At 59.6% G+C, this 14033-nt stretch carries 16 protein-coding genes; 8 read left to right on the forward strand and 8 right to left on the reverse strand.

Annotated elements, in window-relative coordinates; genetic code table 11:
• Positions 1-288 precede the first annotated feature (288 nt).
• Complete coding sequence (locus tag IYW40_RS04960) at positions 289-1239, forward strand: IS1595 family transposase (RefSeq protein ID WP_196399644.1); 951 nt, start codon at positions 289-291, stop codon at positions 1237-1239.
• Positions 1240-1402: 163 nt separating this feature from the next.
• On the opposite strand, the gene IYW40_RS04965 is transcribed toward IYW40_RS04960, so the two are convergent.
• Positions 1403-2179: a DUF3800 domain-containing protein gene (locus IYW40_RS04965; RefSeq protein WP_210327192.1), complete on the reverse strand. Its 777-nt coding sequence runs from the start codon at positions 2177-2179 to the stop codon at positions 1403-1405.
• On the opposite strand from IYW40_RS04965, the gene IYW40_RS21390 reads away from it, so the two are divergent.
• Positions 2178-2357 carry a hypothetical protein gene (locus IYW40_RS21390; RefSeq protein ID WP_210327193.1) on the forward strand — a complete coding sequence of 60 codons (180 nt, stop codon included), beginning with the start codon at positions 2178-2180 and terminating at the stop codon, positions 2355-2357. The two genes, IYW40_RS04965 and IYW40_RS21390, sit on opposite strands and share 2 nt — an antisense overlap.
• Positions 2358-2380: 23 nt before the next feature.
• On the opposite strand, the gene IYW40_RS04970 is transcribed toward IYW40_RS21390, so the two are convergent.
• On the reverse strand, positions 2381-3004 hold the full coding sequence (locus IYW40_RS04970) for a hypothetical protein (RefSeq protein ID WP_196399646.1): 624 nt from the start codon (positions 3002-3004) through the stop codon (positions 2381-2383).
• A 159-nt stretch (positions 3005-3163) separates the two neighbouring features.
• Here IYW40_RS04970 and IYW40_RS04975 point away from each other — a divergent pair, with 159 nt between their 5' ends.
• Positions 3164-4102 (forward strand): IS1595 family transposase, encoded by a 939-nt coding sequence (locus IYW40_RS04975; RefSeq protein WP_196399647.1) that lies wholly within the window; start codon positions 3164-3166, stop codon positions 4100-4102.
• 195 nt (positions 4103-4297) lie between these two features.
• A complete protein-coding gene (locus IYW40_RS04980) occupies positions 4298-5047 on the forward strand; it encodes a hypothetical protein (RefSeq protein WP_196399648.1) in 750 nt (249 codons plus the stop codon).
• A 295-nt stretch (positions 5048-5342) separates the two neighbouring features.
• On the opposite strand, the gene IYW40_RS04985 is transcribed toward IYW40_RS04980, so the two are convergent.
• Complete coding sequence (locus IYW40_RS04985; RefSeq protein WP_196399649.1) at positions 5343-5960, reverse strand: YcgN family cysteine cluster protein; 618 nt, start codon at positions 5958-5960, stop codon at positions 5343-5345.
• Between the two features lie 141 nt (positions 5961-6101).
• On the opposite strand from IYW40_RS04985, the gene IYW40_RS04990 reads away from it, so the two are divergent.
• From IYW40_RS04990 to IYW40_RS05000, 3 genes are read left to right on the forward strand one after another with little or no spacing between them, the layout of a single operon-like run.
• Positions 6102-8336 (forward strand): PBP1A family penicillin-binding protein, encoded by a 2235-nt coding sequence (locus IYW40_RS04990; protein ID WP_196399650.1) that lies wholly within the window; start codon positions 6102-6104, stop codon positions 8334-8336.
• A gap of 17 nt (positions 8337-8353) precedes the next feature.
• Positions 8354-8944, forward strand: a complete 591-nt coding sequence (locus IYW40_RS04995; RefSeq protein ID WP_196399651.1) for a DUF1214 domain-containing protein — start codon at positions 8354-8356, stop codon at positions 8942-8944.
• Positions 8935-9537: a hypothetical protein gene (locus tag IYW40_RS05000; RefSeq protein WP_196399652.1), complete on the forward strand. Its 603-nt coding sequence runs from the start codon at positions 8935-8937 to the stop codon at positions 9535-9537. The genes IYW40_RS04995 and IYW40_RS05000 overlap by 10 nt, the downstream gene beginning before the upstream one ends.
• A gap of 65 nt (positions 9538-9602) precedes the next feature.
• On the opposite strand, the gene IYW40_RS05005 is transcribed toward IYW40_RS05000, so the two are convergent.
• The 5 genes from IYW40_RS05005 to IYW40_RS05025 all read right to left on the reverse strand — a co-directional run bounded on the left by IYW40_RS05005 (position 9603) and on the right by IYW40_RS05025 (position 12485).
• The gene (locus IYW40_RS05005; protein WP_196399653.1) at positions 9603-10136 is read right to left on the reverse strand and encodes an SRPBCC family protein; all 534 of its coding nucleotides are present in this window, start codon (positions 10134-10136) and stop codon (positions 9603-9605) included.
• The gene (locus IYW40_RS05010) at positions 10133-10498 is read right to left on the reverse strand and encodes a metalloregulator ArsR/SmtB family transcription factor (RefSeq protein WP_196399654.1); all 366 of its coding nucleotides are present in this window, start codon (positions 10496-10498) and stop codon (positions 10133-10135) included. Before IYW40_RS05010 ends, IYW40_RS05005 begins: the two co-directional genes overlap by 4 nt.
• Positions 10499-11028: 530 nt before the next feature.
• The gene (locus tag IYW40_RS05015; protein WP_029648334.1) at positions 11029-11427 is read right to left on the reverse strand and encodes a DUF1178 family protein; all 399 of its coding nucleotides are present in this window, start codon (positions 11425-11427) and stop codon (positions 11029-11031) included.
• A complete protein-coding gene (gene grxC / locus IYW40_RS05020) occupies positions 11424-11696 on the reverse strand; it encodes a glutaredoxin 3 (RefSeq protein ID WP_196399655.1) in 273 nt (90 codons plus the stop codon). Before grxC ends, IYW40_RS05015 begins: the two co-directional genes overlap by 4 nt.
• Before the next feature lie 21 nt (positions 11697-11717).
• Positions 11718-12485: a ComF family protein gene (locus IYW40_RS05025; protein WP_196399656.1), complete on the reverse strand. Its 768-nt coding sequence runs from the start codon at positions 12483-12485 to the stop codon at positions 11718-11720.
• Between the two features lie 228 nt (positions 12486-12713).
• Here IYW40_RS05025 and IYW40_RS05030 point away from each other — a divergent pair, with 228 nt between their 5' ends.
• Positions 12714-14030, forward strand: a complete 1317-nt coding sequence (locus IYW40_RS05030) for a cation:proton antiporter (RefSeq protein ID WP_196399657.1) — start codon at positions 12714-12716, stop codon at positions 14028-14030.
• Positions 14031-14033 lie beyond the last annotated feature (3 nt).

Below are 14033 nucleotides of genomic sequence, written 5' to 3' on the forward strand. Positions count from 1 at the left end.
TCCCGATCGCGCTTCGCGCGTCGGGAATGACAAGCCGGGAGCCTGACGAGTCAGTTTTCAACAACGCTCCAAAAAAATCCCCTCGGCCCAAGACGCAAGCGTCTCGAAGCGCGAGGGGATCGAGTTGGCGCGGGGAACGGGAGGAGAGGACGCCGCGCCGGTAAACTCGTTCGCGCCGCTCAAGCGCAATTTTGGAGCATGGCGCTTTTCTATAGGACCATCGTGGTGATTGTGTAGTTGACAAACCAAGCGGCGTGATATAGCTTCAGAGTCAAGGAGCTAGGACCAATGTCTGTTTTGTCGAAACCCTACTTTCACGACGAAGCCGCCGCTTTCGCCCATCTTGAGGGCGTCTTGTGGACGAATGGCCCGGTTTGCCCGCATTGCGGCTCCGTCTCTGGAAAGCATTACGATCTACGCAAGACGCGCATTGGCCTTCGTAAGTGCTCCGACTGCCGCAAGCAGTTCACGGTGAAGGTCGGCACGGTTTTCGAGTCCGCGCATCTGCCGCTCTCGAAAATGTTGCAGGCGGTCTATCTCATGACGGCGAGCAAGAAGGGCATTAGCGCCCATCAGCTTCACCGCGTCCTAGAGGTTCAATACAAGACGGCGTGGTTTCTGGCGCATCGCATTCGCGAGGCCATGCGGTCTGGCGAGCTTGCGCCGATGGGCGGCGCCGGCGGCGTTGTGGAGGCCGATGAAACCTATTTCGGCAAGACTGAGGTTCAGCCGACCGTCACCAAGGAAGGCAAGCCTTATAAGTCTCGCCGTCGCAAGTTCGGTCCGGCCGGCAAGCGCGCCGTCATCGCTCTTGTCGAGCGCGGCGGTTCGGTTCGCACGTTCCATGTGGAGAAGGCGAACAAGGTCACGGTCGCCTCTATCGTCTCCGAGAACATTGACCGCGAAACGTCGCTCTACACGGACGAAAGCGCCCTATACCCGGAAGTCGGCAAAAAGTTCGCCGATCACGCCACGGTGCGCCACAGCGCCGACGAATACGTTCGCGGCGACGTTCATACGAACACGGTTGAGGGCTATTTCTCGATCTTCAAACGCGGCATGAAAGGCGTCTACCAGCACTGCGGCGAGAAGCATCTGCATCGCTATCTCGCGGAATTCGATTTCCGCTACAATAATCGCTCGGCGCTTGGTTGTGAGGATGGAGAACGCAGCGCGCGCGCCCTGAAAGGGATTAAGGGGAAGCGCCTCACATACCGGATATCTGACACAACGCCTTGACAACAATAGGTGATCGGTACAGCGAACTTGATTCTTGAAATTTATGACCGAATCGCCTAAGTATGAGGAGTCCGAAATGTTAGTTCTAGACTAGCTGAGTAGGGCATTGTCCGCCCGATGAAGCGCACCGGCCTGAGTGGAGCGCTGAGGGCGGACAAATAGTTTAAAGTATAAATCTCATAAACCCGAAATCTCCGTTTGCCTTCATCTGGGATATCTCTCGGGTTGGGAATAATTTCAGCCCTGCTGGTTTCCCGTAACTTCTAAAAATCATTGGGAGCAAATTACGCTGGAACCTGTCGTCGGTGATGCCGTGCTGTTTAGGCTCAATCGCCATGTGCAAAGACGATGCGATGATATCAGCTAAGTGGATACCGGTCTCATTTTGATGTCTCTGCGAAGTGAACTCTTCATGCACGAAATCCCAGTTAACAGAGCAATTATAGCGAGCTTGACCCTTCTGTAGCTTAGTTAGATATGACGCTAGCTCATCGTACGGATACATGTCCTGGTTGGAGAAAACCAGTTTAACTTTGTTTGTATCGCTGCTGCCGCCGCGAGCCGCTGCCTTTGCTATCCAAGAAACACGTTCAAGGACGAATTTCACGAGGTATTGATATTCTTCTTTATGATTTGCTCTTAAGAATGTTCCAGCCATAGAAGGCTTGTGCAGTGCAACCTGTGTTATCAGTGCTTTCTTTGTCGAAAGAACCTTTGTTAAGACGAAATTGTCTTTCTCTTTCGTCTCTGAAAATTTTTTGAATTTCCTCTCGTGACCGCGCTCGCTGCGCGCTTCATCGAAAACGGCCAACACGTCGCGCTCCCCTTGGATTGGGAATACGATAGCGCCGATGGCTAGAAAGTGGCTTGAGCCACCACCATACTTATCGCCGGAGCACCCAGCTTCGTCGATATAAGCAACGAACTTCGGATCGGGCATGACCAAAAAACGAACGGTTGCGAAGGCCGACCAGTATGCCGAATTTATAGACGCCGCCAAGTCGCTCGGCTGCGACGAAGATCCAGCGCATTTCGACGCGGCGCTAAAGAAGGTCGCGCGACATAAGGCATCGCCTGACGCGCCCGCAAAAAATCCTGCCAAGGATAAGCGAAAATGATCGGCCTCTTCCGCAGAGAGAACTTAGTCGCATTTCTGCTTGGTGGCATCTTTATGGGATTGCCTAGCTTTCTCGCGCTGCTTTTCTATCTGTTTCAGGCGCCGGGCCTGTTCCCTCTTGAGCGGCTTCGCAACGCAGCCCTGATGTGGTTCGCCGAGTGCGGGCGCGTTGTTGATGGTGATGTTGTTGTTGATGACGGACGGGGGAGCTGGGTTAGCTGGAGAATTGCCTCCATGAATGTTGGCGAAGTTCGTAGTGATGGTGCTGATCCCAGTCAGAACCCACACGATCAAGAGCAGGGCGGCCAAAGGGTTGTGCGCGCCAAGCTTCTTTACGGCTGTAGCGGCTTCAGACGGGAGAAGCTGTAAAGCCTCGTTCAGAGCTTCTTGCGGATCGATTCCACCTCGCTGCGCTTTATCTGCAAGAGCAAGTATTTTGCTGATTACGAATTCAGTAACGATTCCGGCGCGTTCTATATGTAAGACACCGTCCACGGCGCTCATCATGCCATCTAACACAATGCCCATGTGCCCGTTTGGGCACGACGAACGGTTTCCTTCCATGTAAATGGAAGACGAGCGATCAAGCCCAAAACCAGACGGAAAAATGATTTTGCACGTCGGGCAATAAGCAGGAACTGAAATCATAGCGCAGCCTCATGAAGACGCGCGTAAGCTACCCGATTCTCATGGTTCGTCAAATGCACAATCGCCACCATCGTCCGGCTGTCAAGGAATAAATACGCATTTATATACTTGACAAAAGTTCGTGATGGGATAGGATCGCAGTCATAGGGAGTCGCCCATATGACCGCCGTTTTCCAAAACCCCATCTTTCAGGACGAAGACAAAGCCCGTGAGGCGCTTGAAGGCGTCCGCTGGCCCAATGGCGCAATCTGCCCTCATTGCGGTAACGCCGATCCTGACCGTATCGCGCTCATTGCTGGCAAGAAGCAGTCGCATCGGCCCGGCCTTCGCTATTGCCTAGGGTGCAAGAAGCAGTTCACCGTCACAGTCGGAACCGTGTTCGAACGCAGCAAAGTCCCCCTCACAAAGTGGTGGATGGCTGCTCATATGTTCAATTCTGGAAAGAACGGCGTTTCGGCTCACGAAATACATCGCTCGCTTGGCGTCACCTACAAAACCGCTTGGTTCATGATGCATCGCTTGCGCGAGGCTATGAAGGACTTTGCGCCTTCGCCTATGGGTGGGGAAGGCCAAAGCGTGCAAGCCGACGAAACCTACTACGGCAACTCATCTAAGCGCGCCAAGGGCTACAAGAAAGGCCATAGCCAAAAGGCTGGCGTCGTCGCTCTTGTCGAACCCAAGGGCCGCGCCCGCGTGTTTCACGTCAAGAGCGCCACAGCCGAAACTGTGCGCGAGATACTTGTCACCAACGCCCATCGCAAGTCCGAACTGCATACGGACGAAAGCCGCCTTTACATCAAGGTCGGCAGAGAGTTTGCCGCGCATAAAACCGTTGAGCACGGCATGAACCAGAGCGGCTATTACGTCGGAGACGACGGCCAGACGACGAACGCGGTCGAGAACTTTTTCGGCAACTTCAAGCGCTCAATGAAGGGCACGTACCGCTTTTGCAGCGAACAGCACCTACAGCGCTATTTGAATGAATTTCAGTTCCGCCATAACAACCGCACTGCGCTCGGCGTAAACGACGGGGAACGGACGGCCCTTGCCATGAAGGGCATCGAAGGCAAGCGCCTGACGTATCGTCCGGCTCACTAAAGTCACTTCAAAGAAGCAATTCGCTAAGCGCTTTTTGGCTTGGCGGCGCGTCCGTGCGGCTTTTTCCCCTGGCCAGGACTCTTAGGCTCCTTTGCGCTAGCTTTGCCGAGCTTCATTTCATCGTGAAGCTTGGGGGGCTGGCGCACCAGCGCGCCCATAAGACTTTTTGTTTTGTCGATGTTGGAAGGCGAATCCATGCCAACGCTCCAGCTTCTTGGGCGGGTTGTCCCGAGCACCATACAGGCAGATATAACCGATCTCCCATCACTCAATTGGAAGTCGGACAGGTCTGACCTTAGCGGAACGTTTTCATATAATTGCAAGAGTAGCAATATTCACTTGATTGCAAACCTTGACCGCCATCCGACATACGAGGAACAGGCGTTCGTAATATCTGTATTGTTGGACGGCATTCAAACATTGATCGACATGATTGCGTTTAGAGAGAATATATACGCCACAGTCATTATTGAAAAAATGATTGACATAGACGGTACAGAATCAACGTTAATATTCAGACTTAATGAATTTATGAGTTTAAAATCAATGCGACCAGAACGGTTCGGTGATATGGTTAATATACTATTTAACGATCTTCCCGCAGCAATCGCTTTGCATGACGTTATAACATCACTATATCGCAGACACCTTTCAGTAACACTCTGCGCAAGAGCAGTTGAGGCGATAAGAAATAATATAGCATCAGGCATAAAAAGAGAAAAACAATGGCCAATAATGCGCGCTGCGCTGAAATTGGATGAGACTTATGTTAATTACATCACTGATGCGTCAAAAGCCCCGAGGCATGGTGATCATGCCTTTATACCTGGGGATATCGCAAGAGAAGTTCAAAGCAGGACATTTATAATCATGGATCGGTTCTTGGAATACAAGCTCAGAGGTTCTACTCCTCTCCCTGAAGACGAGTTTCAGACTCTGAGATAGACACCCAAACTTTCACCATAGCCTCCCATACTCCGGCTGCGTCTTCATCTAAAGCGGCATATCTCGCCGCATCTAGCATCTCCTGTGTGGGATTAAGAGGGACGAGGACCATTCCGGGTTTAGTTTTTTCACACATAACGCATCTCTTTTTTTGAGACGCGCTTACACACTTGATTCGGGGAGCCAGCGCCTTGATTTTACAAGGCGAAATTGCTGCTATAGGACTTAGCTCCTACGTTTGTCAAGTATATAAATGCGAATAAATACCTACATACAGAAAAATCTCAGTCGCCCGTCACCACCGCGCCTTCTTCGGCCAGCGCTTCGGCCATAGCCTGATGAAGTCCGGCAGATCGTCGGTCTCGACGTCGTCCTCGCCGGCCTCGATTCGGCCGCGCGCCGACACGCCGGCGCGAGAGACGCTCTCCGGATCGCCAGAGATCAGCGGATGCCAGGGCGGCAGCGGCTTGCCCCGAAAGCGCAGCACATAGGCGCAGGTCGGCGGCAGCCAGGGAATATCCGCAAGCTTCTCCAGCGTGAGCCGCACGCAGTCCGGCACGTAGCGCCGTCGCCGCGGATAGTCGCCGCAGCGGCAGCTCTGCTGGTCGAGCAATTTGCAGGCGACGCTCGTGTGATAGATCGCGCCCGTGTCCTCGTCTTCGAGCTTCACCAGACAGCAGCGGCCGCAGCCGTCGCACAGCTGTTCCCACTCGGCGCGGGTGAGGTCCGAAAGCGGCTTTTCCCAGAATGGCGTCTCGGTCTGCTGGGGGACCGAGGGGGAGCGCTGCGAATAACTGGGACGAGGCTCTTCGGCGCGCTCGAAGCTTGTGGACCCGGTCCCATTCTCCGGATCCGGGCGGTTCCGGCCGCCTGCAGCGTGATCTGGGGCATTTTCGCCTTTTTTTAACGCCATCCTTCTCTTTCGGCTTGCGCTTTGCGCGACAGAAACCATAACGCAGTGTGGGTCGCGCGGACTGTCGTCAAGATGGTTTAAAAAGTGTTAAAGTCCAAGCAGCGCCGGTAAGTTTTGCCGGCCGCGGGAGGCATTTGAGCTGTGTTGGAGCGTTTCCAGGCTTCTGCTTTCGCCAAGCGCTTGCGGCGCATCCTGCTCGCGATCGATGCGCGCATCGATTCCGCCATGTACCAGAGTGGGCGGCGCGCCCGCGAGCTCTATGAAGATTTTTCGACCTTCATGGAGCGGTTCCATGTCTCCGGCCTTGCCCGGGTTGGCGTGGAGCTCTCCTGCGAGGCGCTAACTCTTGGTCTGGGCGCCGGCATCGTCGCCATGGCGCTCGCCTCCTCGGCGTTCCAGATGACCAGCGACGAGAATTGGCTCAAGCAGACCGATCTCGCCGTCACCTTCCTCGATCGCTACGGCGCGGAAGTCGGCCAGCGCGGCATCAAGCATGACGACGCCGTGCCGCTCGATCAATATCCGGATTATCTTATCAAGGCGGTGTTGGCGACGGAAGACCGCCGCTTCTACGAACATTTCGGCATCGACGTGATCGGGACGCTGCGGGCGCTCACCGTCAATGCCCGGTCATCGGGCGTGGTGCAGGGCGGCTCCTCCATCAGCCAGCAGCTCGCCAAGAATCTTTTCCTGTCGAATGAGCGCACCATCACCCGCAAGATCAATGAGGCGTTTCTGGCGCTGTGGCTCGAGCACCATCTGACCAAGCGCGAAATCCTCAAGCTCTATCTCGATCGCGTCTACATGGGCGGCGGCGCCTTCGGCATCCAGGCGGCGGCCGAGTTCTATTTCGGCAAGTCGGTCAAAGACGTCACGCTTTCCGAGGCGGCGATGCTCGCGGGCCTCTTCAAGGCGCCGACGAAATATGCGCCGCACGTCAATCTGCCGGCGGCGCGCGCGCGCGCCAATGACGTTTTGAACAATCTCGTCGATGCGGGCTTCATGACCGATAGCCAGATCATCGCCGCGCAGCGCAGTCCGGCGACGCCGATCGATCGCGCCCGCGAGACGAGCCCCGACTGGTATCTCGATTACGCCTATGGCGAAATCCGCAAGCTCGCGCAGGACGGCAAGCTTGGCGACAATCGCGTGCTCAGCGTGCGCACCACGCTGGATTCCAACGTCCAGAAGCGCGCCGAAGACGTCATCGAGACCAATTTGCGCGAGCAGGGCCGCAGCTATCACGCCAAGCAGGCCGCCGCGGTCGTCATGGAGCCGGACGGCGCCGTTCGCGCCATCGTCGGCGGCCGGGATTATGGCGCAAGCCAGTTCAACCGCGCGACCGACGCCGCGCGCCAGCCCGGCTCCTCCTTCAAGCCCTATGTCTATCTCACCGCGCTGATGACCGGCCGTTTCAAGCCGACGACTATCGTCACCGACCGGCCGACCTGCATCGGCAATTACTGCGTCCACAATTACAGCGGCGGCTATGCCGGCTCCATGCCGCTCGCCATGGCTCTGGCGAAATCCTTGAACACGGTCGCCATTCAACTGTCGCAGGCGATCGGCAAGGGCGATTCGCGCATCGGCCGCGCCAAGATCATTGAAACCTGCCGGCGACTCGGCATCACCACGCCGCTCGAGGACACGCCCTCGCTTCCGGTCGGACAGAGCGACGTGATCCTGCTCGAACATTCCGCCGCCTATGGCGCCTTCGTCAACGGCGGCAAAAAGGTCACGCCTTACGCCGCCGTCGAAATCCGCAACCGCCAGGGCGATCTTCTCTATCGCCACGACCGCGACGCGCCGCCGCAAGCGCAGGCGGCGCCGTTCGACAAGGTCGTCGAACTCGCCGGCATGATGAAGAAGGTCGTCGAGGAAGGCACCGGCAAACGCGCGCAGCTCGGCGAGGGCATCGACGTGATCGGCAAGACCGGCACCACAAATGGCTATAAGGACGCCTGGTTCTGCGGCTATTCCGGAACGATGGGCGGCTGCGTCTGGTATGGCAATGACGACAACGCGCCGATGAACAACATGACCGGCGGCACGCTGCCGGCAGGCACCTGGCACGACATCATGGCCTATGCGCATCAGGGCGCGATCCTGAAGCCGATCGTCGGCTTGAGGCCGGATCCCAAGGGCGCGACAGCCGCCGCCAACGCCAATGTCGTCAAGCCCCTCGAACTTGGCGCGCCGCAGCGTCCCGCCACCCTGTCCAAGGGCGCGATGCAGGCGCTGGAATCGCTTCAAACGAAGATCAAAGCGGTCGGCGGCGACAAGCAGAGCGGGCTCGAATCGCCTGACCCCGCCGCATCCGCCGTCGATCGGCGCGAGGCGCAGCGCGCCAGCGGCGCCGACGGCGTCATCCGTTAAGCGGCGGGAGCGCACCCTTGGACCTCAAGCCCTACGCAAATTATCTGCGCGCCGCCTCGGCGATGATCGCCGGCGTCGGCATCGGCCTGTTTGCGACCGTCCTGTCGCTCAACGCCGGCTATGGCTTCAATTCTTTGCGCGCCGGGCCGTGGACCGCCTGGCCGCATATCGGCGGCGCCGACATCGACCCTTATGCGCGGGCGGTCATCTCGCGTTCTGGAGAAGCGCCGCTCGGCCGCGATCAGGGACTGGCCTTCATCGCGCGCGCCGACTCCAATGGCGCGCCGCTCAGCGCCGAATGCGAATATCGGATTATCGATCCCTTGCCCGCCGCGCGCTTCTGGACGATCGCGCTGGCGAGCCCCGACGGCCAGCTGCTCGCCAATCCCACCGAGCGCTACGGCTATTCATCGGTCGACATTCTGCGCAACGAGGGCGGCGCCTTTGAGATCGACGTCGCGCGCGAGGCGCGGCCCGGCAATTGGTTGTCGCCGGGCGAGGCGAAGGGCTTTGTAGTCATGCTGCGGCTCTATGATACGCCGCTCGACATTGAGTCGGCTCCAGATCCAAATTCCTTTCCAAAAATCGTGAAACTCGGATGCGCCTGAACATTCCCGATCGCTATCTCGACCTCTTGCCGTGGCTGTTCGCGACACTACTCGTCGCGGGGATCGTGCATATCGTTTCGGTGCTGCTGATGCCGACCGTGGCGCCGAACGACGCGCTCGCGCGACTCGCGTCCTATGTGAAGAGCGCCGCGCCGGCGGAGGGCCTGGTGATGCTGCCGCAGATGGCGCCCGGCGCCGAGACGCTGCCCTTCGAGGATCCGGCCTTCGCCGAGGCGGTCTGCGTCTATGATCTCGCCAAGGGTCCGCTGCGGGTCAAGACGAGCGTCGACGGCGAGGATTTTCTCGGGCTTTCATTTCACGCCAACGCCGGCCGCATCTATCATTCGATGACCGATCGTTCGGCGATCAAGGGCAAGATCGACATCGTCGTCGGCGACGCGCGCCAGATCGACGCGCTGACGAGCGCCGATGAGGGAGACGCCCCGCCGCCGCAGGAAGTGCGGCTCACGGCGCCGGCGAAGCGCGGCTTCATTCTGATCCGCTCCTTGGCCAAGCGCGCCTCCGATCAGGAGCGCGCGCGTGGCCGCCTGAGCGCGATCAGCTGCCAGCGCTTCGACCTGCCGCAGGGGTAGCGCGGTTTCCCGCCAAAGCGGTTATTGGCGACCGGCTTTCGGTCGCCAACCCTAAAAACGCGCCGTCAGGCGGGCATCCGCTTGTCGTATTCCTTCTGCAGCTGGCTCCAGCCTTCCCAGAATGGCGCAGGCTTCCTGCCTGTCGCTCGGGCGACCAGGATGTCGAGGTGCATGTGCCAGCCGGCGCCGACCTTCAACAGGGTTGCGCGGTCGGGCAGCCGTCGATGGATCACGGTCAGCAGCACATGATCTCCCCTTGGCTCGAGCTCGAAAGAAACGTCGCCGCTGCCTTGCCATGCGAAGGCAAGCTTGCGGGGCGGATCGACCTCGGTGATGCGGCTCTGCATCCGGTGCTCGGCGCCAAAGTCGGTCGGCCGCTGGCCAGGCGGATCAGTCAGTTCGTCGTTGCGCCAGACGAACTCGAAGGGCGCGCCGACCTTCATCTCCATCGGCCCCGCCGCCAGCCATTTGCGGCGCAGTTCGCTCTCCGTGAGATAGGCCCATACGCGCTCTATGGGGCCGGGGAGAAGGCGCTCGATCGTCAAGGTGGCGGGTTCGGTAAGCACGCCATAAGCATTTGGCGTTGCAAGATCGGTCATGAGTCGTCTCCTTTGCAGGCGTCGGAACGGCGTGAGTCCTCTGTAAGGAGGAGCCCTTCGAGCGCATCCAGACGGTCTGTCCAAAAGCGCGTGTAGAAATTCAGCCACTCGTGGGCGCTGGCGAGCGGACCAGGAGCGAGGCGGCAGATATGGGCGCGGCCGCGCACTTCGCGCCGGATCAGCCCTGCATTCTCAAGCGCCTTGACGTGCTTCGAGGCGGCTGCGAGCGACATCGCAAAAGGTTCCGCAAGCTGGCCGACGGTTCGTTCGCTCTTGGCGAGATCGCGAAGCATCCGCCGGCGCGTGGCGTCGCCGAGCGCGTGAAAGACGGCATCAAGTTGAGGCGCTTCTAATTCAACCATGTGGTTGAATATATCGACTCATCCGGGAATGTCAACCAATTGGTTGAATGAATGGTTATGGGCGCTTTTTCAATTGCTTTGGTCGATTTTCGATGATGGCGGGCGCCATAAGTAGCGTTTATTCGAACAGGCGCGCCGCCGGCTCACTCCCCTGCCAGGGGTTTTGGAGACCAGGCGACCCAGCTCAGCAGATTGATGCTCGATCTCGCCGGCTATCGTGTCGAGGCGGGGCCTGTCATCAAGGATGGCGTTTGAGTCGTCATTCCGAGGAGCGCGGCGACGAAGCAATCCAGAGCAACGGCGCAACGATGGATTGCTTCCCCTGCGTGTTGCAATGACGACTCAGATTGCCGCGTCATTCCCGACAGGCCGAAGGCCTGATCGGGAATCCAGGGGCAACGCCATGCACGATTGGTTTTTTCTGGATTCCCGATCGCGCTTCGCGCGTCGGGAATGACAGCGCGCAGAGGCCCTGCGCGTCGGGAATGACATCGGGCGAGGCTTGCATTTGGGGGCGCGACAGGCGCGCGCTAGTTGCTGTCGCTGGGCAGACCCGGGATCGGCAGAATCTCGATTCCCTCTTCGAGCAGCGCCTTTGCTTCTTCGAATGTGGCGCGGCCACGGATGGCGCGTCGCTCGGTCTCGCCGTCTTCCATGGCGCGCGCCTCCTCGGGGAAGCGGTCGCCGACATCTTCGGTATGCGCGACCACCGTGTCGTGGAGTTCGCGCAGCTTCACGCGCAGATCATGCGCCGCGTCGTCGCGCGGCTTGGCGATATGGGGCGCCATGACGTCGCGCGTAATCTTCGTCGAGTCGCAGAAGGGGCAGGCGATCTGTCCTTCGGCCGCCTGCTTCTCAAATCCTGCGCTGTCGCGAAACCAGCTGTCGAAGCTGTGGCCGGCGTCGCAGATGAGGGAGTAGCGGATCATGGCGTCGTTCCGCTGGCGAGGAGCGCGTCGAGCTTTCCCTCGCCTTCGAGCGCATGAAGCTCGTCGCAGCCGCCGATGTGCTTGTCGTCGATGAAGATCTGCGGAACGGTCGAGCGGCCATTGGCGCGCTGGCTCATGCGGCGGCGTCCGAGCGGGTCCCACGCCACCGAGATTTCTTCGAATTCGGCGCCCTTTTGCGTCAGCAGCCGCTTCGCGGCGAGGCAATAGGGGCAGGTCGGCGTGGTGTAAATTTCAATGCGGGGGGCCATGGCGCGCTTATACGCCTGCGCCTAGGCGCTTGTCACGGCCCGCGCGAAGACGAGGAGATCGACGCGCGCCGCGCCCGCCTTGAGCAAAGCGCGAGTCGCGGCGTTGGCGGTCGCCCCGGTGGTCAGCACATCGTCCACCAGCACCACATTGCGCCCGTGGATGGCGTCCGCCCGCTCCGGTTCGACGCGAAAGGCGCCGGAGAGATTGGCGGCGCGCTGCGCCCGCGTCAGCCCGACCTGCGGCGCCGTCGGCTTGACGCGCTGCAGCGCCATGGTCTCCACCGGCACGGCGCTCTCTCGCGCGATCGCCTGCGCGAGGGCCGCCGACTGGTTGAACCGCCGGGCCAGAATCCGCAGCCGGTGCAAGGGGATGGGCACGATCACGTCGGCGTCGGAGAGGAGTTCGGTGCCGGCCCGCGCCATCCAGCGGCCCATCGGCTCGGCGAGCTCCAGTCGGTCGTAATATTTCAGCCGGTGCGCCAAAGCGCGGGCCTTGTCGCTGTCGTAGCGCGCCACGGCCCTGGCGCGGCCGAAGGCGGGCGGGTTGGCGGCCGCTTCCAGTGAGATCAGTCCCGGCTGCGCCAGATCGCGTTCGAACGGCGTGCCGAGCCGCTCGCAATAGGGGCGCTCGATGAAGGCGATGTCGCGCCAGCACTCGGCGCAGATCGCGCCATGGGCGGCGACCGCCCTTCGGCAGACGAGGCAGGATGGCGGATAGATGAGGTCGAGAAGCGCATTTCCCGCCCGCGCAAGGGCTCGAAGCAGGCCAGTCGCTAGGCTGCGCGTCATCCGAAACTTTACTCAATAAGCCTTGCAAGAAGCTTGGCAGGCCGCTCTTTGCGACCTGATGCGCGCAATGCGTGGCGCCAGGAACCCAGGAACCCTTGGTCACAAATCAGGACTTGAGCACAGGCGGGACCCTAACGCATCGTAGGGGTCAGCAAAAGAATCATTGTCCGGCCGCGCGGCAAGGGTGCCGTCTGCGCCAAGCGGAGCCCTTAGGAGATTGACGCCCCCATGAGCGAATTCCACACGATCTTCGTCATCTCCTGCATCGCCGTGCTCGCGCCGCTGCTCAACAGAGTTCCGGCGTTTGCGCGCGCGCCGATCGTCGCCATCGAACTATTGCTGGGCATGCTCGTCGGCCCAAGCGGGGCGGGGCTGGTGGCGGGGGATGGCGCCGTCAATTTTTTAATGGAGTTTGGCCTAGTCTATTTGTTTTTTCAGGCGGGCTTCGAGTTCAATCAGAAGGAAATAACCGGAAAGCCGCTTCGCCTGGGACTTTTCGCATGGCTCATTTCATTGAGCCTCTCGGTCATTATCTCCGGACTGCTTTATCTGGTTGGCCTCGTGGAGGCGCCGCTTCTCGTCGCGCTGATCTTGCCGACCACGGCGTTCGGCATATTGATCCCCGTTTTGCGGCAGGCGGGGGATCTCGATAATGAATTCGGACGCTACGTCCTTGGCGTCGCGGCTGTCAGCGAACTTGGACCGCTCATTCTCGCCTCGATCGTTCTGGCGCAGCACAATCATCATCTGCACCAGACGCTGTTAAGCGCGCTTTTCATCGTGCTCGGGCTTGCCGCGATCTTTTTCCTCAAGACCGTGCGTTCGGACCGACTCGCCGAAAGCATTGTGTATTGGCTTGGCGACAGCGAGCTTCTGCCTATTCGAATCGCGCTCGTCGTCTTGCTTGGCTTCGTCTCATTCGCCGACAGGCTGGGCATGGAGCTTGTGGTCGGCTCCTATATGGCGGGCATGGCCGTCGCGGTCCTGGTGCGGGGCACCAAGGCCGAAATCCTCAAGGATCGTTTGACCGCCATCGGCTCCGGTTTTTTGATTCCGCTCTTTTTTATCGAGAGCGGCGCGTCATTTGACGTTGTGGCGCTCGTCAGGAGCCCCGCGACCGTCGCGCTCTTCGCGTTCTTTTGCGTCGCCTTCCTGCTCATTCGTCTCGCGCCGCTGAATCTCTTTCGCGGGACGCTGCCCGAGCGGGACATTCCGGCGTTGGGGCTGTTGTCGTCGACCACCCTGCCGCTTGTCGTCGCGCTCACCTATCTCGGCGTCGGGAGGGGACAGATGGCGCCAGAGACGGCTTCCGCGCTTGTGGGCGCCGCGATGGTGACCGTCACGGCGTTCCCGACGCTGGCCTTCTGGCTGCGTGGAACGCGTCCGCCATCGCGCCTTGAGAGCAGCATATTGTCGGTTGCTCACGCCGTCGCCGATTGGTTCTCTTCGCAAGCGGCCGGCGCGTTCGCCAAACTGCCGCCTCGATGGATCGAGACGCTCCAGGACGCCGAGCGTCGCGTCTCCGATCTGTTCAACCGCCCTTAGAGC

The organism is Methylocystis sp. H4A (assembly GCF_015709545.1).
Classification (GTDB): Bacteria; Pseudomonadota; Alphaproteobacteria; order Rhizobiales; family Beijerinckiaceae; genus Methylocystis; species Methylocystis silviterrae.